Origin of the sequence: Aquirufa nivalisilvae (assembly GCF_003143535.1) — a bacterium.
In the GTDB taxonomy this organism is placed as follows: domain Bacteria; phylum Bacteroidota; class Bacteroidia; order Cytophagales; family Spirosomataceae; genus Aquirufa; species Aquirufa nivalisilvae.
The window spans coordinates 2,866,048-2,893,017 of sequence record NZ_CP029346.1 but is presented as its reverse complement, the minus strand read 5'-3'; the positions used below and the strand labels follow the sequence as shown (position 1 = coordinate 2,893,017).

Below are 26,970 nucleotides of genomic sequence, written 5' to 3'. Positions count from 1 at the left end.
GAATCGTCCTTTTATAATTTATCTAATGCAGAACGTAAGTCGGTCCATAAATCGTCAACGTGCTCTAAACCAATCGATAAACGTAATAAATTACCTGGAGTGCTGCTTTGGGGGCCTTCAATGGATTTGCGATGTTCGATTAAACTCTCTACCCCACCCAAACTAGTGGCTTGTTGGAACAAATTTAGGGTAGAAGCGAACTTCTGTGTAGCATTTTCAGATGCTTTTAGCTGAATAGCAATCATGCCACTTTGTCCGTTTGGCATTTGCTTCATGGCTAAGTCGTACTGAGGATGACTAGGTAGTCCTGGGTAGTGTACTTTTTCTATAGCATGATGATTCTCTAATTTTTCTGCCAAAATGGCGGCGTTTTTGCTGTGTTCTTTCATCCTCAAAGGCAATGTTTTTAAACCTCGAGCCAGTAAGTAACAATCCAGCGGATTGGGCGTAGCGCCCATTAAAATCTGAACTCGCTGGATTCTGTGTGCCCAATCATCATCTTCTTTGAGGACAACGGCTCCACCTAATATGTCAGAATGTCCGCCAATGTACTTGGTCGTTGCATGCATCACAATATCCGCTCCTAGGGCAATGGGGTTCTGTAAAATGGGACTTGCCAAAGTATTATCAACCCCGACTTTAATGCTTAATTTACTGGCGATTTGGCAGATACCAACTATATCGCTTAAACTTAACATGGGATTGGCTGGAGACTCTATCCAAATCAGTTTTGTGTTAGATTGGATCGCATTTTTAACGGCTTCTAGGTCAGTCATGTCTACTTGAGAGACTTGTAAACCCCATGGGCCTAAAATTTCTTCGGCAAGTTTATAACTGGCATAATAACCTACTGAGGGCATTAAGATATGATCTCCCGATTGAAGGCATTGAAAAACGGCATTAACTGCTGCTAAACCCGATCCAAAGGCAAAGGCTCTGAGGCCCCCTTCTAATGCGGCCAGACCTTTTTCCAACACTTCGCGGTTAGGGCTTGAATTTCTAGCATACATATGTCCTTTGGGATATGTACCATCCTCCGAGCGCTCAAAAGTTGTACTTAGGAAGATAGGAGCTGCTATAGAAGCCGCTGTTTCATCTTTCAGGTTGGTACTATGTATGGCTAGTGTTTCTTTTTTCATGTCAAAACATTCTAGGAGGGATTAGTTGTTAGTGTTTAAAATTGTAAGCCACAAACTATCAAGATTCATCCATATTAGCGATTATGCCCTATTCTAAACCCTAATAACTAATCCCTAATAACTTATTAGTTTTTCTTTCTTAATTCGAAATTCTTACCAAGATACAAGCGACGAACTTGTTCGTCATCGGCTAATTCTTGAGGTGTTCCTGCTTTGAGAATTCTTCCTTCAAACAATAAATAGGCGCGATCGGTGATGGAAAGTGTTTCATCGACATTGTGATCGGTTATTAAGATGCCAATATTTCGGTATTTTAATTTGGCGACAATACTTTGAATTTCTTCGACCGCAATGGGATCGACACCGGCGAAGGGTTCATCTAATAAGATAAACTTGGGGTCTACTGCTAATGCCCTTGCAATCTCAGTTCGCCTACGTTCTCCTCCTGACAGTACTTGTCCCAGACTTTTTCTAACGTGAGTTAAAGAAAACTCTTCCAATAGTAATTCCGTTTTCTCTTTTTGCTCCGCTTTGGTCAGTTTGGTCATTTCTAGCACTGCCAAAATATTTTCTTCCACGGTGAGTGTTCTGAAAACAGATGCTTCTTGAGCTAAGTATCCAATTCCTAACCTAGCACGCTTGTACATGGGAAGGTGGGTGACGTCCAGATCATCTAACCAAACTTTGCCTTCATTAGGCTTTACTAAGCCTGTGGCTATATAAAAAGAGGTTGTTTTTCCGGCCCCATTGGGTCCTAGTAGTCCAACAATTTCTCCTTGGGCAACCTGATAGCTAATGTGGTCATTGACCAAGCGTTGGCCGTATTTTTTTACCAGATTTTCTGTTCTTAGGATCATATTTCAAAAATAGGGAAAAGAGTTGGGGTCAGCAAGAAGAATGCACATTCCAAGCTTTTTCCATTTTTTTTATTTTGGGGATTGCCATTTTTAAAAAATATTCATACTTTTGCAATCCCGAAAGCAATCGGGCAATTGAGGTGGAGTAGCTCAGTTGGTAGAGCATCGGACTGAAAATCCGTGTGTCCCCGGTTCGAGTCCGGGCTCTACCACTTCAATTTTAGAAAGACCCTGACGAAAGTTAGGGTCTTTTTTTTTACGTAATATTAGGCTAGATTTGATTCTGTTTGCTTAGATTTGTCAACTTTCCAAAAGTTGACAAATCTACATGTCATTTACCAATTTTAAGTGCAAATGATATGAATAAACTGATTTTATCTAAGCTATTCACTATGAAAATAAGTCGAAGGGATGTATTGAAAGCATCAGGTGCAACCGCTGGTATGGCGCTTGCTCCAACTTTTTCTCAAGCTCAAAATATTCCATCCAAAAACACTTTTCGCTTGAGTTTAAACCTAAGTACCATCATGGGACAAAATTTAGGTTTTATCAAAGAATTAGAAGTAGCTTCTCAAGCTGGATTTAGATCCGTGGAAATTTGGATGCCTACCTTAGAAAAATATTTAGCTTCTGGAGGGACCATTGTTGAGGCCAAAAAACGTATTGCTGATTTAGGTTTAACAATTGAAAATGCCATAGGTTTTGCTCAGTGGATCGTGGATGACACAACTACTCGAAGCAAAGGAATTGAGCAATTGAAACGAGAAATGGGCATATTGGCCGAATTAGGATGTAAACGTACCGCCGCACCTCCTATGGGAGCTACGACAGAGGCCGGTTTAAATTTAAAGGCTGCTGCGGAACGTTACAGAACCATCTTAGAATTAGGGGAACAAATGAATGTGATTCCACAATTGGAAATGTGGGGGCATTCGAAGAACTTACATCGAGTGGCAGATGTGCTTTTTGTAGCTGCAGAAAGTGGACATGCGAAGGCGCGTTTATTACTAGATGTATTTCATATCTACAAAGGAGGATCTAGCCATGAAAGCCTACATTTGGTAGGAGAGAATTCCATCGAAATTTTTCATATCAATGATTATGTTACTAGTATTAAGCCCGACCAAATTAAAGACGCGGATCGCATCTATGCTGGCGATGGGGAAGCTCCTATTGATAAAATTGTTCATGCCTTAAAACCAAGTGCCCAACCGGTCGTATTATCCTTAGAATTGTTTAATAAACAACTTTACATGCAAGATCCTTTGTTGGTGGCAAAAACGGGCTTGGAAAAGATGAAAGCTGTAGTTAAACGAGTAAATGCCCAATATAAAGTATAATTAAATTCATGAAAAAATTCAGTTTACTGATAGCTCTTTTTAGTGGAATAACTTTTGTATCATTAGCCACTGAACCTGCAAATTCTTCTCCCTCAAAAAAATTAAAACTTTGGTATAATAAACCTGCTCAATATTTTGAAGAAGCATTGGTTTTAGGTAATGGCCGAATCGGAGCTACCGTCTATGGAGGTACAGATACCGATAAGATTCATTTAAATGATATCACACTTTGGTCAGGAGAGCCCATGGATCCCAACATGAATCCGCAAGCTTACAAACATTTACCTGCAGTTCGAGAAGCACTTAAAAATGAAAATTATAAATTGGCGGATTCTTTAGTCCGTAAATTACAAGGTAAATTTTCGGAGTCATATGCACCATTGGGTGACTTATACATTGATTTTAAATCTAGCTCTGTAAAGAATTATTACCGAGAATTGGATTTGGAAAAGGCCATAGCTTCAGTGAAGTATGATGCAGGCAACCAAACTATTTCTAAAGAATACTTTGTCTCTTATCCCGACAAAATATTAGTGATTCACTTGAAAAGTTCTCAAGCTAAAGGGCTCAATTTTAGTGTTAGATTCGGTTCCAAATTGAAGTACAAATCGAAGTCAACCATCAATCACCTACATTTTCAAGGAGTAGCTCCCGTGCGAGCAGATCCTAATTATGTTAGGAAAAAAGGGAATCCAATCATTTTTAAGGAAAATCAAGGAACTCGCTTCTCCGCTGATGTTTTATTACAGTCTACGGATGGTCAAGTGGCCAGAACAGATAGTACTGTTAGTCTTTCCAATGCCACAGAGGCAACTATTTTAGTGTCATTAGCTACTAGTTTTAATGGATTTGATAAAAATCCACAAAGTCAGGGTCTAAATGACGATGCAATTGCTCAAGAACAATTACAAGTAGCCAGTAGAAAAACGGTTGTTGAGATGCGAGCTAGGCATATTCAAGATTATCAACAGTATTTTAAACGAGTAAGCCTTCATTTGGGAGGAGAACAAGCCCCTGAGCTTCCCACAGATGATCGTCTAAGAAGGTATGCTAAAGGAGAAAAAGATCCTTATTTAGAAACTTTGTATTTTCAATTTGGCCGTTACTTATTGATATCAAGTTCTAGAACCTTGGGTGTACCTGCTAATTTACAAGGGCTTTGGAATCCACATATTCAACCACCTTGGAGTAGTAATTATACGATGAATATTAATGCTGAAGAGAATTATTGGTTAGCAGAAAATACCAATTTATCAGAAATGCATGCCCCATTTCTCAGCTTTATCGAAAATTTAGAAAAAACAGGTAAAATAACGGCAAAGACCTTTTATGATGCACCTGGTTGGACGGTTCATCATAATTCGGACATTTGGGCCATGACGAATCCCGTGGGGGATTTTGGAAATGGGTCACCAAGTTGGGCTAATTGGTACATGGGTGGCGCTTGGGCAGCTACACATTTATGGGAACATTATAGTTTTACAAAGGATGACAAATTCTTGAAGGAAAAGGCCTATCCATTAATGAAAGGTGCAGCCGAGTTTTGTTTAGCGATGCTAATCCCGGATAAAAATGGCAATTTGATTACATCTCCATCGACCTCTCCAGAAAATAGATTTATTACTCCTACGGGTTATCAAGGAGAAACAGCCTATGGTGGAGCCGCCGATTTGGCCATGATACGGGAGCTTTTTCAGGACCTCATTGAAGCAGATAAAATTTTAAAACAAGATGCCTCTTTTAGTCAAAAGCTTCAAGATGCTTTGAAGAAACTATACCCATATCAAGTGGGCAAAAAAGGAAATTTGCAAGAATGGTATTTTGATTGGGAAGATGTAGAACCTACCCACCGTCACCAAAGTCATTTATTTGGATTGTTTCCTGGAACTCATTTGACCGTAGAAAACACACCAGCCTTGACGAATGCTGCTAAAAGAACTTTGGAAATTAAAGGGGATGAAACCACAGGCTGGTCTAAAGGTTGGAGAATCAATTTATGGGCGAGATTAAAAGACGGGAATCATGCCTATAAAATGTATCGTGAATTATTGAAATATGTAGAACCGGACGGGGTAAAGATTGAATACCGTCGAGGAGGGGGAACGTATCCTAACTTATTTGATGCACATCCTCCATTCCAGATTGATGGAAATTTTGGAGGTGCAGCTGCCGTAGCAGAAATGTTAGTACAATCCGACATGCATCAAATTTATTTACTTCCTGCTATTTCAGATGATTGGAAGGTGGAAGGTGAAGTTAAAGGTTTGAAGGCAAGAGGTGGATTTGAAATTGATATGGCTTGGAAAAATGGTCAGGTGGTAAAGTTATACATCAAAGGAGTTCCTGGGGGGAAAACTACGTTAATTGTTAATGGAACATCTAAAGAAATACAAATAGCAAAAGGAAAGAAAGTGAGAATCTTGTAGGGAGTGTAGTATGTAGAATGAAGAATTAGGAATGTAGAATGGAGAATTTTTTTAGGAAAAGACTCTCGTCGTACTTCAAATTTCGTAGATGCTAGCCGATCAATGTAAATTGATTTTTGTGCTCCATGCTACATTCTCCATTGAGAGCTTAACCTAATAAAAAGTCATATAAAAGACCTTGGAATCAGCCTATCTCAGGACAAGATATTCTCCATTCCAAATTCTTCATTCTACATTCTTCATTTTACATGGTAATCTGAAACTGCCCCCAGATACTTCTACCAACCCCATTGATGCCAGAGCCATGCATACGGTAATCTACATCTCCCAAGTTTTGAAGTTGAAGGCTTAACTGCCAATGTTTACGGGCATAGCTAGTCTGTAAGTTCACCACACCCCAACCAGCCGTACCCAAGGGATTCATTCGGTTATCCGATTTATCACCCGCACTTAATCGCTCTTGACTAAAGGCAAATACATGTTCGATTTGAGAGGTAAATCGTCCAGTTTGAATCAGGTATTGAATCGATCCATGCAAAGGCGGAATACGTCGCATGGGTTCATTTTGTGTCAAATTTTGACCTATAACATAAGACAATTGGCCTTGTAAAGCACTTTTTGAGTTGATTTTATACAATCCTGACCATTCGCCTCCCGCCAAATAACTCTCCTCTACATTCCTTTTTTCATAAACAGGATAGCCTTGAATAACCGCAGTTGTTTTAACCCGTGTAATCAAATTGCTTAAGCTAGTTCTGAATACCGAGACTTGTTGACGAAAACGATAATTTTCAAATTTATAGCCCAATTCTAGATTTAAGGAATACTCTGGTTTTAATTGATAGGCCGGTTTTTCATACCTAAAATCAACGATACCCAAGCTGCCTAAATCATCTAAATTAGGAGATCGAAAGCCAGAACTACTGGAAAGATATATGGAAGAGTTGGTTCCTATGAATCGGCTAATTCCCGCAGTATAAACCAATGCTTGGTTTTCAACAACACTTAAGCCCAAGGTCGTATCAGGTAAAGTGGCTTTCACTTGATGCCACCGTAAACCTAATTCAATTTGGTAATTGGGTATTCGGATATGATGTAAAGAAAATATAGAGCTCTGCTCATACCGAGATTGATCTGGATAAAGTCCTCTTAAAGGAGTGATTTTTTGTGAGGACTGATTGATATCCGATCTAGAACTTCCAACCCAATCATGATAGATTTCAACTCCTGAGGTGGAAGACCAATGTTTTGTCCATTGACTTTCCACATCTATACTGACACTCCGCGAATTTACTTGATCTGATTCTACACGCAAGGTACTACTTCCATTTTTCTCAGCCCTTCTGTTTTCTAAACTCGACTGAAAAGCTAATGTCCCCGTTATTTTATTGGCCCAAGCCTTTGGAGTTGTTACAGTACCTTTCCAATAGACACGTTCGTATTTTTGCTTTTCCATTTCATTGATGGCAAAGTTCTCTAATACTATTTTATGGTAAACAGGCACATTGTTTTGAACCATTTGTTGGTAGCCTACTTCCCATTCAAAGGACTTACTAGCTTGATGTCTAAACTTAAACATAGAGGAGCCTTCCTGATAGCCACTTGGGCTTTGAGCACCTAATTGATTTCCTCGGATTAAATCACCAAATTTTTTAGTAGATCCTGAGGCTAAGATTCCCCAATTTTTTTGGCTATACACGATTTTTCCTTGATAAGAATTTTCCATGTCACTACTTGCCCAGCGCTTTTGAAGCCCAATTTGTAATAAAGGTTTCGCGCTAAATTGAGGTCTTTGACTATACAAATGAATAACGCCCGTTAAAGCATCGGATCCATATTGTACAGCTCCTGAGCCCATGACGCTTTCTACTCTTTCTAAGGTATAAGGGTCAATGGTGTTTAAGTATTGATTAGGGCCATATCGAAATGTGGAATTATTGAATCTAATTCCATCCAACATCAAAAGCGTTTGATTACCCGTTAAACCCCTAACAAACATAGACCCACCACCTTGATTGGTTTTTTGAAGGAATATGCCTGGCATATTCATCAATAACTCAGGGCTGGTTCGTGCACTTTTTTGTTGGATCGTAGAATCTGTCCAAATTTGAGTTGCATAAGGTGTTTTTAAGGCATTTTGGACACTCCTACTCGCACTTACCACAATGTTTTGCAAAGTGTCACTTGCTGTTTTTTGGGCTATAACCGGTAAGCCTTGACTCATTAAATACAATGAAATGACTGTTGTTAACTTAATCTTCATCACCTTCTTCCTCTTTAGTATTTAAAATAGCTGCTCTACGGGGTGCGGGCATTTCTGAGTGTTCCCCACGTACCGACTTCCAAATAATCTGGTTCAACACTAAATCTGGAATAGCATCCTCCTTCGAGAAATCAAGCTTTTCACTTAGGCGAGCACTGGCATTATCGGCTACATTCTTTTCGAAAATATTCACCTGTGGAGCAATGTGTTGGAATGGGCTTATATCAGCTTTTGAAGTAAAGCATTTGTACATAGGCGTTGCAGCAGCGTCATATTGACTCATTGGAGGGATTCCTAAAATCAATTCCATCGTTCTTAACATGGAAGAGGTAGAATATGGAGTATGGTCAACAAATCCACGTTTTACAAAACCTCCTGCTATATACGCCGTAGTACGGTGTGCATCTACGTGGTCTGAGCCATTTTGGGCATCATCTTCCACAATAAATACGGCTGTTTCTTTCCAAATTTTGGATTTCGATAAATGTTCTACGAATAGACCAATGGCATAGTCATTTTCTGCTACAAAAGCTGTAGGAGTGTAAGAACCCAATTTTTGACCTTCCGTATGATCATTAGGGAATCTCAAAGAATTGAATTGTGGAACCTGATTTTTAGCTAGTAAGGCATCAAAATCCTTTTTCCAGCGATTGAATCGAAGTGTATCCATGATTTTCTGATCAAATGAAGGAAAATCTGGACAGAAATGGCCTGCAATGGAAGGAATATTGGGCTTGAAATCATCAGCGAATTCTCCATATGTCCGATACGAAACGCCTGCTCTTTTGCAATAATCCCAAATGAATCCATTTTTTGGATTTGCTATGGCACGATTCCCTTCCCCATCATATTTACCACCTCTTCCTCCATAACCTGTTGGCCAGGTTTTTTCCAAATAATCCGTTGCATGGGCCGAAGTAGACCAGTTGTGTCCATCTGAACTAACCTCTCCATCGACATAAAAATTATCTAGTAAGACAAAGTCTTTCACTAATTTATGTTGGTTCGGAGTTACTTTTTCTCCAAATAAAAGCAAGGATAAATCGCCATTTCCACCCTTTACATCTGCTAAAACCTGATCATAAGTACGGTTTTCCTTTAAAACATAAAATACATATTTGATGGGTGATTTACCCCCAACTTTGGTTGGGATTGGATTTCCTTTTTCTCCTTTTGCTTGAAGCTCAATCTGTTTATTGTATGGAGTATTGGTATATACCGCTTTAGATAAAATGGCTAATTCTGCTCTACTAGGTTCTTGAAATAGAGACATGGTTCCTTTCATCAAACCTCCTATGTATTCTACTTTAGCTTTTTTCTCATTATCTGCTTGCTGATATGTTACTTTTTGAATTTTTGCCATGGGATTTGGTCCTTTCGGATTGGCAAAAGAAGAAAATCCTTTTCCATTGGCAACATAGACAGTTTGTCCAATGACTTTCACCGCGGTAGGATACCAGCCCACTGGAATAAATCCAAGAGACTTCGATTTGCCTGGATTCTCTACCTCAAAAACAGCTAAACAATTATTGTCTGCATTTGAGATATACAAGCGTTCTTCATCTTCTGATAATGCCAATCCGTTCGTAGAAGAGCCTTCCAAGGCATTAGGAAATAAGGCGGCATTCAATACCTCTATCACTTGGTTGCTACGCGTATTAATGACCGAAACAGAGTTGTCATTTGCATTGGCAACAAATAGGGTATTGCCATCTTTTGTTAATAAAATTTCATTAGGATGATCGCCAACTGGAATGCCTTTATCAAAGCTTTTTGATTGGCAATTGAAGGGTAATATTTGCGCGCCTCCCCAAATAGAAATGTATAATTTATCTCGCTTAGGGCTTAATAAACAAGTAAATCCTTCGGCAGGTAAAGGAAAGGTGTCACTCACTTTATTTTGGCGAACATCTATCAAATAGAGTTTATTGTTGTCTTTGGATACCACATATAATATTCCACGCTCATCGTCCAAAGCCATTCCAGTAGGAGAGATGATGTCTTTTGCTTTATCTGTCAACGAAATAGAACCTTTGGCAACTAATTGCTTATTGCTTATTTCAAATTTTAATACCTTGTTATCATTTCCACCCGAAGCATAAACAGTTTTATTATCTTGAGATATGGCTAATCCATACCAAGATTTAGCGACTTCAATACTGTGAACTACTTCATTCGATTTCGTATCTATTAATTGTAAACTTTGGATACTTTGGCCATTATTGGTTGCCACCATCCATTGTTTATTGGCTGATACAGCTAAATTCAAAGGTAAATCACCTAATGACAGCGATTTGCCATGTGGAGATAATTTCCATCCGTTGGGAAGTCTGACCCTCTTTTTCTGTAAATCTTGTTGTAATTTACTTGCTCCTTGTGACAGCATAGTATGACTCACGATTAACGAGCAAGCCAAGCCTAAGAATAGGCTTTTGGAGAAATGGATTTTCATAAGTAAAAGGTTTTGAATGTTCAATTTACAAGCATTTTTAAATAAATGAATCCTGTATTTATTTTTTAATGATTTAGTAAAATTGTCCATAAATAGAAAAACTAAATTTATAGGAGTTAAATGTAGATTGTATGGATATTTACTATCGGGAAAACCCCACATTGAATGTTGAAGATTTTATCGAGATTTTAGATAAATCAACTCTTGGTCAACGAAGACCCTTGCAGGATTTGGCTGCTATGCAACTAATGTTAGAAAACGCTAATGTATATGTAGGAGCTTATGCGGGCGAAAAATTAGTAGGACTTGCCAGAGGCATGACAGATTTTGTATTTACTACTTATTTAGCTGATTTGGCAGTAGATGAAGCATTTCAACATCAAGGAATAGGGAAAGAGTTAGTGATTCGGGTCAAAAAAATGCATCCCAGTGCCAAATTAATCTTACTAGCAGCTCCTGCTGCTCAAGCTTATTATCCTAAAATTGGTATGCAAAAACATGATTTTTGCTTTTTCATCGACGATGTTAATGAAATTCAATAGGACTATTTTACTATCGCTAAGCGTTTGGTGATCGTAGATCCATCAAGGCCAGTAGTGCTTAAAAAGTAATTGGCCGCTGGTAATTTGGACAAATCCACATCTTTAAAAAATACGGCGAGGTAAGTATCTTCAAAGACAATATTACCTTTCATGTCATATATTTTCAAAGTGCCAGTCGACATATTCTGCCAGCGAATGGTGATTTTATCCACCGCAGGATTCGGGCCAATACTAAATTCAAAGTTCTGGTCTAATCGAACTATGGGAATGGAAGAAAATGCAAATGCCCGCATTCCTGCTTTATTTCGGATAAAGGGTCCAGGGAAAGGTGCTTTATTGAAAGTATAAAATTCTCTAAAATAATCAGGCAAATAGCTAATGATCTCACTTGGGTATTCCTGATTCAAGTTTAAAATGACCTTATTTCCTTCCACTTCGATGTTGTCTATGAATTTGGCCGCACTCACCGCATTAATTCCATCGTAGAAGAAATTATCCTTCATATTGCGCTTCTGCGTTTTACCTGTTGGATCGATAAATGTAGTATCAGTAGGAGCGATCATAATTTGACCTTGTTCAAACTCCAGATACAACTTTCTCGTTTCAGATTTTGATTTGAAATAGGCTTTAACAACATTGGGACTATAAACCTGTTTATCCCATGGTCGCTTATATATTTCAGCCGAAATAATGCGGAATAATTCAAAACCACTTTGACGATAACCCTCATTTCCATAATGGAGACCATCAAACTGCTTGGTACCTACGGTTGCAAAGGATTTGACATATAAATCATTGGTATACTGTGCTCGTTGATTTTCTCTAACCAAAGCCGCTGGGGAATACTGAAATTCGTAGACGTTGGTCTGTGGGCAAAAAACGTATTTAGCACTGGGAAAGAACTTTTTATATTTTGTTTTTAACTGGTCAAATTTCCACCACCAATCAAATGGACTACCCACAGGAAGTGTGGATTCCGCCTCACCTTGTCGGTAAATAATGGCCTGAACCTTATCCAGTACTCCGGCTTTCATGGCCTTATAGAGCATGATGTTGCCACCATAAGGCGCTTTCAAATCACCATCCAATATCAAATGGAAGTCGATAGCCGAGCCCCCTGCTGCTGAATTAATAAAGCAAAATGGGACTTTTTCAGATTCAATTAAATATTTAGCTATTTCAGAAACCCATGGTCCTACACGGGCTTTGTCTGTAGCAAGTGACCAAAGGGTATCCGCTAAGTTGTATGGCCCGTAATTATCTGAACCTTGTACTGCACCAAAGGAACGTAAATATTCCCCTTGAAAAACTTTCTCGTCGATAGGTCCAATCCAAGCATTTGACTGGCCACTAACTAAAAAGGCATCTCCTGCTACAATGTTCTTTCTTTTGACAACTAAGCTAGAATCGAGACCAATGAATTGATAAATCTCAACATCATATTCGGCTAATTCTGCATTAATGCTAATGTTGTTTTTATAGGGACTGTTGGCAGACAGGGCCGATTTGGCATATTTAAATAAGCTGCCATTGCGTAAAACTTTTACTGATACAGCAGTAACCGATTTATTGGTTACATCGGCTGCAATGATGATATCAGCTTTGTTTTTGTCATCTCTAGGATAAAAGTGATAATTCTGAGGTAATTTATTGAATACAAAATCGCCAATTTTTTGGGCACTCAATTCTGTTTTAATACAAAAACCTAAGAGGCAACAAAAAATTAAAATTCGATGAATCATGGATATGCTTTTCTTTCCCTAGCTGAAAATTTCTAACAAATATATTTAGGAAACCATGTACAAGGTATCAATATTTTTAAATTTATTCATTCCTTTCATTTCAATCCGACATTAAATTATTTTTCCATTAGTCTGAAATGGGCAAATTCAACGAGTTGATTCAAATTGATTTGGGGTTAATTTTTTTGTTTTTTATGCGTATTTTTACCCCATACCTACCTTTTGTAGAGTTCTATTTGTAAGAATATGTCCAAAACGATGCCCCCCCAATCCAATATTAAACCACTCGTACTCCTTTTGTTGGGTTTCTTTTTTTGGGGTATGATGGCATACTTGATGGGAAGTATGGCAATTGCCAATGGACCGAATATCACTGATGATTTTTGTTTCGCTTGGGTAGGGAAAGAATATGGCGTTTTTGGAGGTGCTTATCAGTATTATATCGGTTGGAGTGGTCGATATTTTGGTAATGTCATGCTGCATTTGAATCCACTAATATTTAGTCCAGATTTTGGATATTTCAAATGGGGGACTTGGATTGTTATGGGTCTAGGATTGGCTAATGCACTTTTTTTATTCAAAAATATCTTTCAGAAACCTTGGTGGAATGCCACCGTCATCTGGAGTGCTCTGGTTTTTCAAGCCATAGGTTGGTATACGATTCCCGGATTTTATGAATGGTACTTTTGGTTTTCAGGCTTATTTTATGCCTTATCTTTTCAATTAGTCATCTTGTTTTTTAATCTGTATTATTTTGAAAAAGGAGTTTGGATTAGGTATTTCATTTTACCTCTTGTATTATTTCTTCTAATCGGAAGTAGTGAGATCACGATGATATTCTTTTCAGCCGTATTTGGATGCATACAACTGTATCGCATAATCAAAAACAAACGGATTGAAGCTGAACTTTGGGTTTTGGGAATAGTAGGGGTATTAGGTTTAGCTATTGTCTTTTTGGCACCAGGTAATGCCATTCGTGCTACTAAGCACATTGCCTTAGTTGATGGCTTATTAGAGGCTGCAAAAAGTGCCATTCATCAATTGTATCTGTTTTTAAAGGAGCCATTATTTTGGCTTATGAATATTTGGATTCTTTTATTTGGAACGGGCAAAAAACAAGCATATACTCTCTCATGGCCTCTTTTCTTTGGGATTTTAGGTATTTTGACATTGGGGTATTATCTGAGCTTTTTACCTATTTCTTTGGCATTAGATGAAACAGGTATCCCAAATCGGACCTTGAGTTTATTGTTTATGTATTTATTATTAGGTTCCAGTTATTTGAGTTTTGTTCTGCATCAAAAGTTAACCTGGTCTATACCTGAAAAAGCCCAATTTCCTGTTCAATTGCTCATCATGTTATTGATTTTACCAAATATGCATTTTAGTAAAAGTGCCCACCTGATGGCAACCGAAATTAGTTCTGGTACAGCATTTCAATTTGCCAAAGAGCAGAAAGCTAGATTCGAGGCTCTTCAACATAATCCTGCTGACCAGGTGGAAATACCAGCCATTCAGACTAAATCAGCCTTTTTATTTAACGAGGAAATTTCAACGGATTCAAGCCATTTGTGGTGTAAATGCATAGCCAAGTATTATGGCAAAAAACAAGTTCGACTGAAAAACAATTAAATGGCAAAACAGGTTAAGAAAAGTCATTCAATGATTACCTTTAAAATTCATTAACAAACTTACTATGAAACACCTTTTTACTTTGGGGGCAGTGGCCCTCTTATGGGTTATCAGTATTCCTATTCTAGCCCAAATAACGTATCCCCTCAATGATGTCGCTAATCCTCGTCAAGGATATTATGCTTTTACGCATGCGACCATCGTGAAAGATGCTAAAAATACATTGACAGATGCGACCTTGATCATTCGACAAGGGAAAATCGAACAAGTAGGAGTTAATATACCTATTCCAAAAGAAGCGGTTGTGCTCGATTGTCAAGGTAAATATATTTATCCATCGTTTATTGATATGTATTCCGATTATGGAACTCCGGCTATTTCAAGTGGAGGTACCAATTTTCGTAGTCCTGCTCAAATGCTATCCAATACCAAAGGGCCCTATTCTTGGAACCAAGCTTTGAAGTCAGAAGTAGACCATGTGAAATTATTTAATGTCAATGAAGCTAAAGCGAAGGAATTAAGACAATCAGGATTTGGGGTTGTTTTAACACATCAAATGGACGGGATTTCCAGAGGTGTAGGAGCTATTGTAAGCTTGGCCAACTTAAAGGAGAATTTAGTCATATTGAAGGAAAAAGCATCTGCACATTATTCTTTTAGCAAAGGAGCATCTACTCAAGATTATCCAACGTCTTTAATGGGAAGTGTAGCCTTATTGAGACAGAATTTTTTAGATGCCCAATGGTACAAATCTAAACCAATCAAAGAAGGCTTAAATCTGAGTTTATCTTCTTTCAATGAGAATTTGTCCTTGCCTCAAATTTTTGAAGTAAGTGATAAATGGTCGGCCTTACGTGCCGACAAAATAGGGGATGAATTTGGCGTACAATACATCATCAAAGCGGCAGGAGATGAATATCAGCGCATCGAAGATATTAAAGCCACGAAAGCGAGCTTCATTTTACCATTAGCTTTTCCTCAAGCTATGGATTTGGAAGATCCTACAGATGCGCGTTTTGTGAATGTAGCTGAATTAAAACATTGGGAATTAGCTCCAACGAACCCAGCTGCTTTCGAAAAGGCAGGAATTCCTTTTGCTTTAACTACGAACGGATTGAAAGAAACATCTTCTTTCATGACTAACTTGAAAAAGGCGATTCAGATGGGTCTATCGGAGCAAAAAGCGATGGAAGCTTTGACGACTAGCCCAGCTCAGCTATTAGGAATTGCGGATCAGGTTGGAACTTTGGAGGCAGGGAAGTTGGCTAATTTTCTGATAACCACAAGTCCTATTTTCCAGGATAAAACACAAATTGTGGAAAACTGGGTGCAAGGGAATGGATATGGTGTACAAGTAGATGCTTGGTCAAATTTAACAGGGAAATATGCTTTCCAATTAGGTTCAGAGAAATATACCTTACTGGTTAAGCCAGACTTAAAAGCAACTTTACAAGGCGCTGATACCATTCAAGTGGACTTGAGCCAAAAAGACCAATTGGTCAATTTGGTATTCACTAAAAAGGGAGACGCGGGAAAACGTATTCGATTGACTGGTACACAACAAGGTGCCAATTGGTTAGGAACGGGTCAGTTAGCCTCTGGAGATTGGGTTAGCTGGAAAGCGACTCGTGCGGGAGCTTTGGAAGAAAGCAAATCAGATAAAAAGGAAAAGAAAGCAGATGAGGAGGCCATTGGATCTTTGGTTTATCCATTCAATGGTTTTGGTCAAAAAAGCATACCGAAACAAGAAACGATATTGATTAAAAATACCACGGTTTGGACGAATGAAAAACAGGGGGTATTGAAAGAAACAGATGTTTTGGTGAAGAATGGGAAAATCGTTTCGGTGGGGAAAAATCTCAAAGATGCTTCTGCGAAAGTGATTGATGGAACCAATAAGCACGTTACCGCTGGGATCATTGATGAGCATTCACACGTAGCTGCAGCAGGAGGAATTAACGAGTGTTCCCAGTCTGTAACCGCTGAGGTGCGAGTAGCCGATGTCATTGATCCAGAAGATGTGGACATTTATAGACAATTGAGCGGAGGTGTAACAAGCAGTCATATTTTACATGGTAGCTGTAATACCATTGGAGGTCAAACTCAATTAATCAAATTCCGTTGGGGTCAAAATGCGGAGCAAATGAAGTTTGCAAATTGGGATCCTTTCATCAAATTCGCTTTGGGAGAAAACGTGAAGCGTTCTTATAATGCTGCCAATAACCGTTTCCCAGATTCGAGAATGGGCGTAGAACAAGTATTGGTAGATGCCTTTACTCGTGCGAGAGAATATGAAAAATTAGGACCAGGCAAACGTATCGATTTGGAATTAGAAACACTGTTGGAAATTCTGAATAAGAAGCGATTTATAACCTGCCATTCCTATGTTCAGAGTGAAATTAATTCCATGATGAAGGTAGCAGCAAGTTTTAATTTTTCGGTCAATACATTTACGCACATTTTGGAAGGTTATAAAGTAGCCGATAAAATGAAGCAGTATGGAGCCAATGCATCTACGTTCAGTGATTGGTGGAATTATAAAATGGAAGTTCTTGATGCCATTCCTCAAAATGCCTATTTAATGCAGAAAAATGGAATTAATGTAGCCATCAATTCAGATGATGCAGAAATGGCTCGTCGTTTGAATCAGGAAGCAGCTAAATCGGTGAAATATGCAGGAATGAGTGAAGAAGATGCATTGAAAATGGTGACATTGAATCCAGCTAAAATGTTGCATGTGGCGGACCGGGTTGGAAGTATTAAAGAAGGTAAAGATGCCGACTTGGTACTTTGGTCAGCTCATCCTTTAAGTATTTATGCTAAATCTGAAAAAACAATTGTGGATGGAATGATTGTTTTTGATCGTGACTTGGATGCTACATTACAAGCTAATTTGAAAGCAGAAAAACAACGATTGGTTCAAAAAATGGCTAGCGCCAAAAAAGGAGGAGCAAGTACTCGTCCAGCAGCACCTACTTTTAAGGAAATGAATAATTGCGAAGAAGATCACCAACACGACAAAAGTCTTTGGGAGCGTATTCAATCTCGCATGGTATTGACAGAAAATTAATAGACATCAACATGAAAAAAATATTCATAGCTATATTAAGTATGATTTCTCTGGGGCTTCAGGCGCAGGAAACCATGCATCCTTCTCCGGCTCAAACGAAGAAAATCGTGATTACTGGAGCAACCATTCACGTTGGGAATGGCCAAATAATTGAGAAAAGTAATTTAATTATTGAGAAGGGGAAATTGAAAATAGAAAGTACATCTCCTAGTTTAGGGACGGATGTGGAACATATCGATGCGACTGGCAAGCATATTTATCCAGGAATCATTGCTCCTAATACCAATTTAGGTTTGGTGGAAGTAAGCTCAACGCGAGCTACGTTGGATTATGTAGAGTTGGGAGATATACATCCTAATGTCCGTTCATTGGTAGCCTATAATACGGATAGTAAAGTGATTAATACATTAAGAACTAACGGGGTTTTATTAGCTCAGATAGTTCCACAAGGAGGATTAATCACCGGTAGCTCCAGTGTGGTACAATTAGATGCTTGGAACTGGGAAGACGCAGCCTATTTGGTCGATGAAGGAATTCACATGACCATGCCTGCTTTGATTAATCGTCCCAATAATGTTCGCCGGGGGAATGCTCCTGCTGGTGATCCAGTTAGAGCGGGCTTAGCGCGCATTGAGCAGGCCAAGGGTTTTTTCAGAGAAGCCAAGGCTTATTTAAATGAAAAATCGCATGCAGAAGTTAATTTGAAATTTGAAGCTGTAAAAGGGCTGTTTGATCGAAGCCAATCCCTATATATTCATTGTGATTTAGTGAAAGAAATGTTGGCTGCCATTGAATTGAACAAGGAGTTTAATTTTAAATTGGTCATTGCAGGGGGGGCAGATAGCTGGATGATAGCGGATATTTTGAAGGAAAACCAAGTGAGTGTTATTTTATCGGAACCTCATAGTTTACCAGCTACTGAAGATGATGCAGTAGATCAGCCATATAAGACGGGAGCTATCTTGTATAAAGCGGGGATTTTGGTAAGTATTAGTCAGGATTCTGGAGATGGCTATACCCAACAAAGGAATTTGCCTTTTATGGCAGGAACATTGGCGGCTTATGGTTTGACCAAAGAAGAGGCTTTGCAGGTTATTACACTTAACCCTGCTAAGATTTTAGGAATAGAAAAGAGAACGGGAACCATTGAAAATGGAAAAGATGCTAACATCTTGATTTGCCAAGGAGATTTATTGGATATGAAGTCGAGTGTTTTGAGCCATGCTTTTATTCAAGGTCGTTTCATTGACTTACAAAACAAACATACTCAGTTGTTTGAGCGATATAAGTATAAGTATCAAATAAAGTAATGATTAGCCTGTGTCTTACGAACACAGGCTTTTTTTGATTTTACTACTAAGCCTGAAATTCTCATTTCAGGCTATTTTTTTGCATATTATGTAGGGCCAATATCAAAAAAATCATAAAATTGGATATTTTCTTTTGAGGCATTTGTAAATTATATTTCAAATCGAAACATTTGAATTAAGTATTAACACCTAACCAATTAATAGTATGAAAACCAAACATTTATTCTCTGTTGCTTTGATCAAATCAAGGCAATCTTTGCAACTCACCCAACAACAAGTCGCCAGTGCCGTAGGAGTAAGTCAGAGCGCTTATAATTATTGGGAATCTGGTAAACATTATCCTAACGCGACGAAAATTTTTCAATTGACTAAGGTGCTCAAGATACCTTTGGAAGAAGTTATGGCTAGTTGATTCCATAAGCAGAGCAAGCCGGTTTTTCAAAAGCCGGCTTTTCTATTTCTTATTTAGGGAATATCCGTACCTTTACACTTGCATCAAACAATGTTTTTGTTTTGAGATACTCTAATTTATATACCCGTCAATGTTTACCATTTCTCTGTTTATTGACAGGTTTCTTATTTATTTCATGTTCTGAAGCGGTCAAGACAAGCCCTAAAAATACGTATTTTGCATGGGCAGACTTACTTAATTCACATATCAAATCTTTCGAAGTCAAGAAGCCTAAAGTACACAAAACGGTTTTTTTAGACGGAGTAAAGGAAGTAAAAGTGGTGTCTGACATCGATTGGTCAAAAGAATGGGCCCTGTTTTTAGAGGCAGATTTGAATAAACCAGCTTTTGAAAAAAGTTACGATAATTTATCCGAACCTGATTTGATTTGGTATTCTTTAAAATTAGGAGAAAGTTTACCTGTTAAGAAGTTTATGGTTCATTTGGATGACCTGAACAGACCAACTCGCGTGGAGATTGAAGTATCTCAAAAGAATTTTCTTTTTGAAACGAATAAAAACATGCACATGACATTTTCAGATGGGTATGTACAAACCTACTACATCGAAGGAAGTCAAAAATTGCGTTGGGGCAAACCTACGCACTATAAATTATTAGGAGTCTTACTCTCCAAATAGATTACTCGACAAATAGCGATCTCCGCGGTCACAAATTATACAAACAATCACACCTTCTTGGAGCTCTTCAGCCAAACGAATACTGGCAGCTACAGCTCCTCCACTACTCATTCCTCCAAATACACCTTCTATTTTGGCTAATTTCCTCGTCATAGCTACGGCTTCTTCTTCGGAAATATCCATGATACGATCTATACGCTCTGGTTGGTATATTTTGGGGCGGTAAGCTTCTGGCCAACGACGAATTCCAGGGATGGAAGAACCTTCCGTAGGTTGACAACCCACAATTTGAATATGAGGATTTTGCTCTTTTAAATACATGGAAGTTCCCATGATAGTCCCCGTAGTCCCCATAGAGCTTACAAAATGGGTGATTTCTCCTTGAGTATCCCGATAGATTTCGGGCCCAGTGCTTTTATAATGGGCTAGGTAATTGTCAGGATTTTCAAATTGGTTCAACAAGATATATTCACCAGTTGCTGCTTTATCCACAGCATAATCGCGAGCTTCTTCAATACTTTTAGTTAAGGTTACTTTAGCACCAAATGCTTCCATCGTAAGCACTCGTTCTCTGGTGGAATTGGCTGGCATAGCTAATTCAATTTCCAAATTATATAGGCAAGCAATCATTGCCAAGGCAATACCCGTATTTCCAGAAGTAGCCTCAATGAGCTTCATGCCAGGTTGAATATCTCCGCGTTTTAAAGCAGACTCAATCATGTTTTTCGCCGCCCGATCTTTGACAGATCCTCCTGGATTATTCCCTTCTAACTTACCATAAATGCGCACATTTTTATTGGTGTGCAATTTGTTTAATTCTACTAAAGGGGTGTTTCCTACTAAGTCTAATAGCGTGCTCATGTTAGTCTAAGATAACTTTTGTATTTTCTTGATGGTATATTTTGGTATTCGGTGCGACACTTCTGGTGAGCCAAACATTTCCTCCAATGACCGAATTTTTGCCTACAGTAGTATCCCCACCTAAAATAGTGGCTCCTGAATAAATCACCACATCGTCTTCAATGGTTGGATGTCTTTTTGTAGAAGCCATGCTTTTATCTACCGATAATGCTCCTAAGGTTACTCCTTGGTAAATTTTAACTCTTTCGCCAATTATGCAGGTTTCTCCAATCACAATTCCTGTTCCATGGTCCATGAAAAAGTATTTACCAATTTGTGCTCCTGGATGAATATCAATACCCGTTTTTGAATGGGCATATTCTGTTAATATACGCGGTATCAAAGGGACTCCCAACGCACAAAGTTCATGAGCCAGGCGATAAAATGCCATGGCATAAAAGCCAGGATAGGTTCGAATAACTTCAAAATCGGTATTGGCAGCAGGATCGCCATTGACCATGGCTTCCACATCGGTTAGTAACGTATCATATACTTTAGGAATACGCTCCATGTAAGCTTGTGTTAAGCTATGCGGGTCGGAGGGTAATTCTTTTTTCATGGAATGCAACATGGACTCTAATCCATTTTCGATGCTTTCCCACACGGCTACCAATTCTTCTTTTTGAGAAAAATGTTTACGTGTTTGTTCTGGAAATAAAGTCAGAATAATCTTTGTAAACAGTTTTTTTATATCCGAGGTAGCAGGAAAGTCGCGAGTTTGCTCGTGCTTGGCTAAAATAACATCTAAGAATTCGGAAGGTAACATATGTTTTTAATGTTTTAGGCTTTCTGCTAAATGTGGAATAATTGCCTCCACTTGTATTTGGGTATCTAAGGAATGAATTTCTAAACGTTGAATGTTTTGACGATCTCTTTGTTCTAAACCATGTAAATATGCTTTATCGTAGTATTGCAAGGTAATGGCTGCCACTTCTTCAAATTGGCCCAAATCCAAGCAGGCTAGAGCTCTCTGATAGTGTTGGCCTCCGAGTCGTTTCTTGATTTTCTCGATCGCTTCAGCCAACATTTCTTTAGGATATTGAGCATACACTTTGACTAAATAAGGTAATCGGTATTGGGCATCAATATCCAAAAATAAGACTGGAGCCTCCCGAAGTTGCGAATAAAAATCCAAATTCATGAACACTTTTCCAATGTGTCTGCTTTCATCCTCTACCCAAATAGCTTGATGGTAATCCATATGGCGTAATTCATGAAACAATACATTTTCAAATTGCTCACTCGTAGGCTGTGGAGCTAATCCTAAATGCCCAAAAGCTGATCCTCGATGATGAGCTATACCTTCCAAATCGATGACTTGAAAGCCTTGCTTTTTCATTTCCAAAAGTATTTCGGTTTTCCCGCTGCCTGTTTTTCCACCTAAAACCCGTAAAGGGATGGGTGCTTCAAAGGCTTTTAATACTAAATGTCGGTAAGCTTTGTATCCGCCAACCAATAGTTTAACCTGTAAACCAGCGGTTTCTAGTAACCAGGCCATACTGCCACTGCGCATTCCACCACGCCAGCAATGAACCAATAATGGTTTGCCCTGAGCTAATTTTTTAGCAGTTTTTACCCAAGGGGCTAATTTAGGCCCTACGATGGAAAGACCTAATTCAACTGCTTTATCTTTTCCTTCTTTTTTGTAACAAGTTCCTACCGCGGCCCTTTCTTCATTACTGAACATAGGAAAAGAGATAGCTCCTGGAATATGCGCTCTTTCAAATTCCCCAGGTGACCGCACGTCTAATATCACCCCTTCGGATGAAGCGGAAATAAAATCCATGGGGCTAAGTTTTTCAGGCATTGGAAGGCTTTATGGGAATCACGTAAAGTTCGAAATTTAATGGGTCAAAGCTATCGAGTAAATCCTGAATTAAGCTAGGTTTTTCTAAGTAATAATCTAACAGATTATCATACCTTTCTTGCCAATTACCATGAGGGAATAAGCGGGCCTTTACTTGCTGAATTTGACGGATCGCTGTTTCATGATTTCTTTCTTCCGCTCGTTTTAACTTTTTAGCCATTCGGTCCAAACCATTGATCCAACGTTGTCTTTCCGCCATAATACTACCCTCTAAGGTTGGGTCAACTTGCTTGGCTTTCAGTACCATTTGATCTAAAATCGGATTTACGGCCTCTATTTCTTGGTTAAAATCTAAGCTATAAATGGTATTTTCAAGTACATACTTTCTGATAAGTGATGCCTCTGAAAGAAATAAGTCTGGGATCTGAATGCCTAATTTATCAATTCTCTTTTGTTCTAAAGCTGGAAGTAATAGCGCAAAATTTCTAGGTAATACGATGGGGTAAGGTATTTGATGTTGATCAAAAATGCCTTTTAATTGCAACCAATAGGCAACTTCGGCAGGCCCTCCTAAATAGGCTAAATTAGGTAAAATGCATTCTTGATAAATGGGCCTTAAAACGACATTGGGACTAAATCTCTCAGGATGAACATGTAGTTCATTTTTTAATTCTTCTGTATTGAACTGGATGGATTGATTCAGAACTTTAAATAAATCACTTTGCTTTTCAATTCGCTCTCTGATGCCATCAACTAAATAAAATAAATTAATCCCTCGGGCATTGATTTGAGTTTTATACCCTAAATCATTCAATTGTTGGTTTTGCTTTTCTACCAAAGGCTCATGTACATGATCCAACAAATCGGCTTCCATGATTGGAAGAAATAAGGATTTTAATCGAGCATCATCAGCATCTAAACAAATTAAACCTTCTTTCCCAAAAAGCTCATGCATGTAACATCGAACAGCTTCGGACAAAGTTTTATTTTGAGTATATGCTTGTTGGAAAATGGGTAATGAAAAAGGTAAAGAAGAAAGAAAATCACCTATTCCATCTAAGTTAAATCTCCCAACAGCACCTTGTTGTTGAGTATTCCATTGAAATGTCGACTGATTTAAATGGACATGATTAATTTCATCCCAATCGTGATCCTCTGTGGCCATCCAGTAAATTGGAATAAAGTTATAGGCAGGATATGCTGCTTTTAACTGTTTGGCCAAATTGATGGTGGAGACGATTTTGTAAATGACATACAAAGGCCCTGTCATTAAATTGAGCTGGTGCCCAGTGGTTACAGTAAATGTATTGTCGTCCAGCAATTTTTCAATTGATGGTGCTTTTTCCACACCTTGATATTGATCTTGAAGGACCTCTACCAAAACTTTTCGATGGCTAGCAGGGAAGGACTTTTTATCAACTAATTGATTTTTAAAGCCAGTAATACTAGGGCTATTTTGGTATAAGTTCTTTAGATTAGGTTTCTCTTCTAAATAGTCTAGCAGTAATGAACTGAAAGCAGAAAGTTGAGATAGTGGGTAGCTTTGGATAGGCATATGGTTGAATGGAAAGGGCCGTTAATATATAAAAACCCAACTGTTTTCCAGAAAGTTCGAGCGAAATTAAATATATTTAACAGATTTTTGAGGTTCTAATTTTTCAAATGAGATTTTTCGTCTTTCTTTTCTTATTTCTAGTTGCTCATTTGGGCTTTGCCCAACAAACACCTCAAGTTACTCAATTCATGATGAATCGTTATCTGTATAATCCTGCATTTGCTGGATTTGAGGATTTTACTGATATTAAAGTTGGGTATAGGCAACAGTGGGTAGGTTTATCAGAAGGGATGAAAACCTTTTATGCTACTGCCAATTGGGCAATCGATAAGTCGGATCGAACATCCACCGGCCGAACGCCCTATATGTCAAAAACAATTCGACGATCTTTTAATCCTACCAAACGTCGAAAAAAAGATTACCGTTGGGAATTTCATCAAGGTTTAGGACTTCAAGTTCAAGCTGACCAGTTTGGGCCCATGTCTACTTTTTCTGTTGCAGGAAGCTATGCTTACCATGTGTCCTTGGGTGGCGAAGATAAATTGTCGGTAGGTGCTACAGCCGGATACTATTCTCGAGGCTTAAACATGAATAATTTTGATGTAAAAGATGGGGGAGATCCACTAATTTTATATTTGGATCCACCTATTGGAACGCCCATTACGAGTGCACCTACTCCTTATGGATCTTTGACCGCAGGTCAATTATTAGCGAATGTTGGGGTTCTCTATTATAACCGGGAATTTTTCTTAGGCCTATCTGCCAATCAATTGATTTTTGAAAACTTCACCTATGAGCGCTCTGATCCGGCAGCTTTGGATACCTTGAGTCGACGGTATTATTGGCCTAATAATTCGGATTTTGATAATGATAAGGTAAGTACTAGAGCCTTGTATTCAGGTACCATGAAACCCAACTTGTTCGCCATGATTGGTTATCATTTTAGAACGTCAAAGGTTTTCACCATTTCCCCTGCGGCTTTAGTTAAGTTCTTTAAAGCCGGAACCATGTCCATTGAAGCAAATATCAAAGCTGATTTTAACCAACAGCTTTGGATGGGATTTGGGTACCGACATAAGGAATCATATTCTGCCATGTTTGGAGTTCAACTGCGGCATAACATGCATATGTCTTATTCGTATGATTTGAATGCGAATGGATTGGCGAATCAATCCATGGGTTCACATGAGTTGGTATTAGGAATCACCATCAACAATAAGATTGGAGTTCCTACTCCTCATTAATCTTATTTAGTCGAGTATTTATCACGAATTTTTTGGTAGGCTTGCTCAGGTATTGGGCTTTCAGTTGATGTCGTTTGAGTAGCGGGTTTATCCCAGTTTAAATAACCTTTTACCCAAGCTAAAGCTAATCCTAAGGCCAATATACCAATGAAGATAAACATTTCAACTAAGGCATAAGTAGACCAAATGGGGCTTGCCTTTTCTAAATCAGTATGATGGAAAACAGAGGCCCATGGAAAAAGAAATATTAATTCAATTTCAAATAGGACGAATAAGAGTGCAATCAAATAAAAACGAGGATTGAAACGAATATTGGCATTTCCAACCGGTGCTTCTCCTGACTCATAAGTACTTAGCTTTTCTACATTAGGGCGATTCGGCCTAATCCATTTGGCAAGCGTTAATATCACTGCTAAAAATAATATTCCAGCTATCAAAAAGGCTGCTACATATGCAAAAGCTTCCATTATTGCCTCATTTTTAAATATCCTTTAATCACGGTAAAGGTGGTTATTCCAAGGAAAAACAAAATGATATAATGTACATAATTGATAATCCATGGGAAATGCTGTCCAAGGTAGTACCCCGAAGTCACTAATATCCCCACCCAAAGGCCACCGCCAACTACGTTCAGTAATAAATAGCTGTACCATGGCATTCGACTGATACCCGCTAAAATGGGCGTAAAAGTTCTAACTACAGGTAAAAAACGACTAATGACCAAAGCCATAAAGCCATATTTATCAAAAAACTCACGAGTAGAATCCAAATGCTTTTTCTTGAAAAAGAGGCTATCTGGTCTGCTTTCTAGCGATTTGCCAAAGAATCGGCCTGATAAGTAACCTACAAGTGAGCCCACCACCGCTGCTAAGAAAATGCTGGCTAATAAACCTGATAGAGGTTCTTTTAATACTCCTGTTCCTCCAAAGACACCCGTTAAGAAAAGTAAATAATCCCCTGGAAGGAAAAATGCGAAGAACAGTCCATTTTCTGCAAAAACTATCAACGTAATAACAAGCAAGCCAGAGCGAATGATGGTTTCAGAATCAGTTAACTGATGCCACAAAATATTTATTTCATCCATAATAGGGGCGATACTCGCTTATTAATCCTTGGTTTTTAGGCTTTTGTCTCAAAAAAATGTAAATTGAGGATATAAATATCCATTAAAATTTCCATTTTTTCCTACATTTGAGCTATGAAAACTTGGCTGGCCTCCATCCTTTTTGTGATTATCTTTTCGGGATCCTGGATTCCGAAGGTAGGAATGGAGCAAAGTTTCAAAGCAAATGAATTGTTAAAGCACTTTCAAGATCATAAACGCCAAGCTCCTGCAGGTTTTAGTTTTATGGATTTTCTTTGGATGCATTACGCAGCGGATTCCAAGCATGCTAAAACGACCAAACATCCTAGTTTGCCAAGTTTTGATTTTAGTGGGGTAAGTGGATATGTTTTACCGACTATTTCTCTTGTTTTTTTATTACCTCTTTTGTTTGTTTCAGCACGCCGCCAATTAATCAATTGGCAGAATCTATATCATTTTTCATTAGCAAGAGTGCTAATCGCACCTCCTCGGTACTAGGGATTTGTCTTTCATTTCCT

The 26,970-nt window shown here is 38.5% G+C and carries 21 protein-coding genes and 1 tRNA gene; 11 read left to right on the top strand and 11 right to left on the bottom strand.

Annotation, left to right across the window (positions count from 1 at the left end):
• Nucleotides 1-11: 11 nt before the first annotated feature.
• On the bottom strand, nucleotides 12-1,139 hold the full coding sequence (locus HME7025_RS12375) for a trans-sulfuration enzyme family protein (protein WP_109324476.1): 1,128 nt from the start codon (nucleotides 1,137-1,139) through the stop codon (nucleotides 12-14).
• A gap of 125 nt (nucleotides 1,140-1,264) precedes the next feature.
• The gene (gene lptB / locus HME7025_RS12370) at nucleotides 1,265-1,996 is read right to left on the bottom strand and encodes an LPS export ABC transporter ATP-binding protein (protein ID WP_109324473.1); all 732 of its coding nucleotides are present in this window, start codon (nucleotides 1,994-1,996) and stop codon (nucleotides 1,265-1,267) included.
• Nucleotides 1,997-2,135: 139 nt separating this feature from the next.
• Between lptB and HME7025_RS12365 the strand changes: the two genes are divergently transcribed.
• From HME7025_RS12365 to HME7025_RS12355, 3 genes are all read left to right on the top strand, one after another.
• Nucleotides 2,136-2,208 (top strand) — tRNA-Phe (locus HME7025_RS12365).
• Between the two features lie 180 nt (nucleotides 2,209-2,388).
• The gene (locus tag HME7025_RS12360; protein ID WP_109324472.1) at nucleotides 2,389-3,336 is read left to right on the top strand and encodes a TIM barrel protein; all 948 of its coding nucleotides are present in this window, start codon (nucleotides 2,389-2,391) and stop codon (nucleotides 3,334-3,336) included.
• 8 nt (nucleotides 3,337-3,344) lie between these two features.
• Complete coding sequence (locus HME7025_RS12355) at nucleotides 3,345-5,762, top strand: glycoside hydrolase family 95 protein (RefSeq protein ID WP_109324470.1); 2,418 nt, start codon at nucleotides 3,345-3,347, stop codon at nucleotides 5,760-5,762.
• Nucleotides 5,763-6,006: 244 nt separating this feature from the next.
• On the opposite strand, the gene HME7025_RS12350 is transcribed toward HME7025_RS12355, so the two are convergent.
• Both HME7025_RS12350 and HME7025_RS12345 read right to left on the bottom strand, forming a co-directional pair.
• Nucleotides 6,007-8,025: a TonB-dependent receptor plug domain-containing protein gene (locus tag HME7025_RS12350; protein WP_109324466.1), complete on the bottom strand. Its 2,019-nt coding sequence runs from the start codon at nucleotides 8,023-8,025 to the stop codon at nucleotides 6,007-6,009.
• Nucleotides 8,015-10,477: a bifunctional YncE family protein/alkaline phosphatase family protein gene (locus HME7025_RS12345; protein WP_226998230.1), complete on the bottom strand. Its 2,463-nt coding sequence runs from the start codon at nucleotides 10,475-10,477 to the stop codon at nucleotides 8,015-8,017. The genes HME7025_RS12350 and HME7025_RS12345 overlap by 11 nt, the downstream gene beginning before the upstream one ends.
• A 131-nt stretch (nucleotides 10,478-10,608) precedes the next feature.
• Here HME7025_RS12345 and HME7025_RS12340 point away from each other — a divergent pair, with 131 nt between their 5' ends.
• A complete protein-coding gene (locus tag HME7025_RS12340; protein WP_109324465.1) occupies nucleotides 10,609-11,019 on the top strand; it encodes a GNAT family N-acetyltransferase in 411 nt (136 codons plus the stop codon).
• Between the two features lie 2 nt (nucleotides 11,020-11,021).
• Here HME7025_RS12340 and HME7025_RS12335 read toward each other — a convergent pair whose 3' ends face one another.
• The gene (locus tag HME7025_RS12335) at nucleotides 11,022-12,761 is read right to left on the bottom strand and encodes a T9SS type A sorting domain-containing protein (protein WP_109324464.1); all 1,740 of its coding nucleotides are present in this window, start codon (nucleotides 12,759-12,761) and stop codon (nucleotides 11,022-11,024) included.
• A 258-nt stretch (nucleotides 12,762-13,019) separates the two neighbouring features.
• On the opposite strand from HME7025_RS12335, the gene HME7025_RS12330 reads away from it, so the two are divergent.
• The 5 genes from HME7025_RS12330 (at nucleotide 13,020) to HME7025_RS12310 (ending at nucleotide 19,862) form a co-directional block, all read left to right on the top strand.
• Nucleotides 13,020-14,393 carry a DUF6056 family protein gene (locus HME7025_RS12330; RefSeq protein WP_154401975.1) on the top strand — a complete coding sequence of 458 codons (1,374 nt, stop codon included), beginning with the start codon at nucleotides 13,020-13,022 and terminating at the stop codon, nucleotides 14,391-14,393.
• A gap of 64 nt (nucleotides 14,394-14,457) precedes the next feature.
• Entirely contained in the window at nucleotides 14,458-17,463 is a 3,006-nt protein-coding gene (locus HME7025_RS12325; protein WP_109324462.1) for an amidohydrolase family protein, read from the top strand.
• A gap of 11 nt (nucleotides 17,464-17,474) precedes the next feature.
• Nucleotides 17,475-18,773, top strand: a complete 1,299-nt coding sequence (locus HME7025_RS12320; RefSeq protein WP_109324461.1) for an amidohydrolase family protein — start codon at nucleotides 17,475-17,477, stop codon at nucleotides 18,771-18,773.
• 205 nt (nucleotides 18,774-18,978) lie between these two features.
• On the top strand, nucleotides 18,979-19,185 hold the full coding sequence (locus HME7025_RS12315) for a helix-turn-helix transcriptional regulator (RefSeq protein WP_109324460.1): 207 nt from the start codon (nucleotides 18,979-18,981) through the stop codon (nucleotides 19,183-19,185).
• A 101-nt stretch (nucleotides 19,186-19,286) separates the two neighbouring features.
• Entirely contained in the window at nucleotides 19,287-19,862 is a 576-nt protein-coding gene (locus HME7025_RS12310) for a hypothetical protein (protein ID WP_154401974.1), read from the top strand.
• Here HME7025_RS12310 and cysM read toward each other — a convergent pair.
• The 4 genes from cysM to bshC are packed head-to-tail and all read right to left on the bottom strand — an operon-like array spanning nucleotide 19,848 to nucleotide 24,124.
• Nucleotides 19,848-20,723, bottom strand: coding sequence for a cysteine synthase CysM (gene cysM, locus HME7025_RS12305; RefSeq protein WP_109324458.1), 876 nt, complete (start codon nucleotides 20,721-20,723; stop codon nucleotides 19,848-19,850). The genes HME7025_RS12310 and cysM overlap by 15 nt on opposite strands.
• A 1-nt stretch (nucleotide 20,724) precedes the next feature.
• The gene (locus HME7025_RS12300) at nucleotides 20,725-21,528 is read right to left on the bottom strand and encodes a serine O-acetyltransferase (protein WP_109324457.1); all 804 of its coding nucleotides are present in this window, start codon (nucleotides 21,526-21,528) and stop codon (nucleotides 20,725-20,727) included.
• Nucleotides 21,529-21,534: 6 nt separating this feature from the next.
• On the bottom strand, nucleotides 21,535-22,569 hold the full coding sequence (gene mnmH / locus HME7025_RS12295) for a tRNA 2-selenouridine(34) synthase MnmH (RefSeq protein ID WP_109324456.1): 1,035 nt from the start codon (nucleotides 22,567-22,569) through the stop codon (nucleotides 21,535-21,537).
• Nucleotides 22,562-24,124, bottom strand: coding sequence for a bacillithiol biosynthesis cysteine-adding enzyme BshC (bshC, locus tag HME7025_RS12290; RefSeq protein ID WP_109324451.1), 1,563 nt, complete (start codon nucleotides 24,122-24,124; stop codon nucleotides 22,562-22,564). Before bshC ends, mnmH begins: the two co-directional genes overlap by 8 nt.
• Before the next feature lie 107 nt (nucleotides 24,125-24,231).
• Between bshC and HME7025_RS12285 the strand changes: the two genes are divergently transcribed.
• Nucleotides 24,232-25,368 carry a PorP/SprF family type IX secretion system membrane protein gene (locus HME7025_RS12285; RefSeq protein WP_109324450.1) on the top strand — a complete coding sequence of 379 codons (1,137 nt, stop codon included), beginning with the start codon at nucleotides 24,232-24,234 and terminating at the stop codon, nucleotides 25,366-25,368.
• 2 nt (nucleotides 25,369-25,370) lie between these two features.
• Here the strand turns inward: HME7025_RS12285 and HME7025_RS12280 are convergent, their stop codons facing one another.
• Both HME7025_RS12280 and HME7025_RS12275 read right to left on the bottom strand, forming a co-directional pair.
• Nucleotides 25,371-25,835, bottom strand: coding sequence for an NADH-quinone oxidoreductase subunit A (locus HME7025_RS12280; RefSeq protein WP_109324449.1), 465 nt, complete (start codon nucleotides 25,833-25,835; stop codon nucleotides 25,371-25,373).
• The gene (locus HME7025_RS12275) at nucleotides 25,835-26,452 is read right to left on the bottom strand and encodes a DedA family protein (RefSeq protein WP_109324448.1); all 618 of its coding nucleotides are present in this window, start codon (nucleotides 26,450-26,452) and stop codon (nucleotides 25,835-25,837) included. The genes HME7025_RS12280 and HME7025_RS12275 overlap by 1 nt, the downstream gene beginning before the upstream one ends.
• 114 nt (nucleotides 26,453-26,566) lie before the next feature.
• Between HME7025_RS12275 and HME7025_RS12270 the strand changes: the two genes are divergently transcribed.
• Nucleotides 26,567-26,950 (top strand): hypothetical protein, encoded by a 384-nt coding sequence (locus HME7025_RS12270; protein ID WP_109324447.1) that lies wholly within the window; start codon nucleotides 26,567-26,569, stop codon nucleotides 26,948-26,950.
• Nucleotides 26,951-26,970 lie beyond the last annotated feature (20 nt).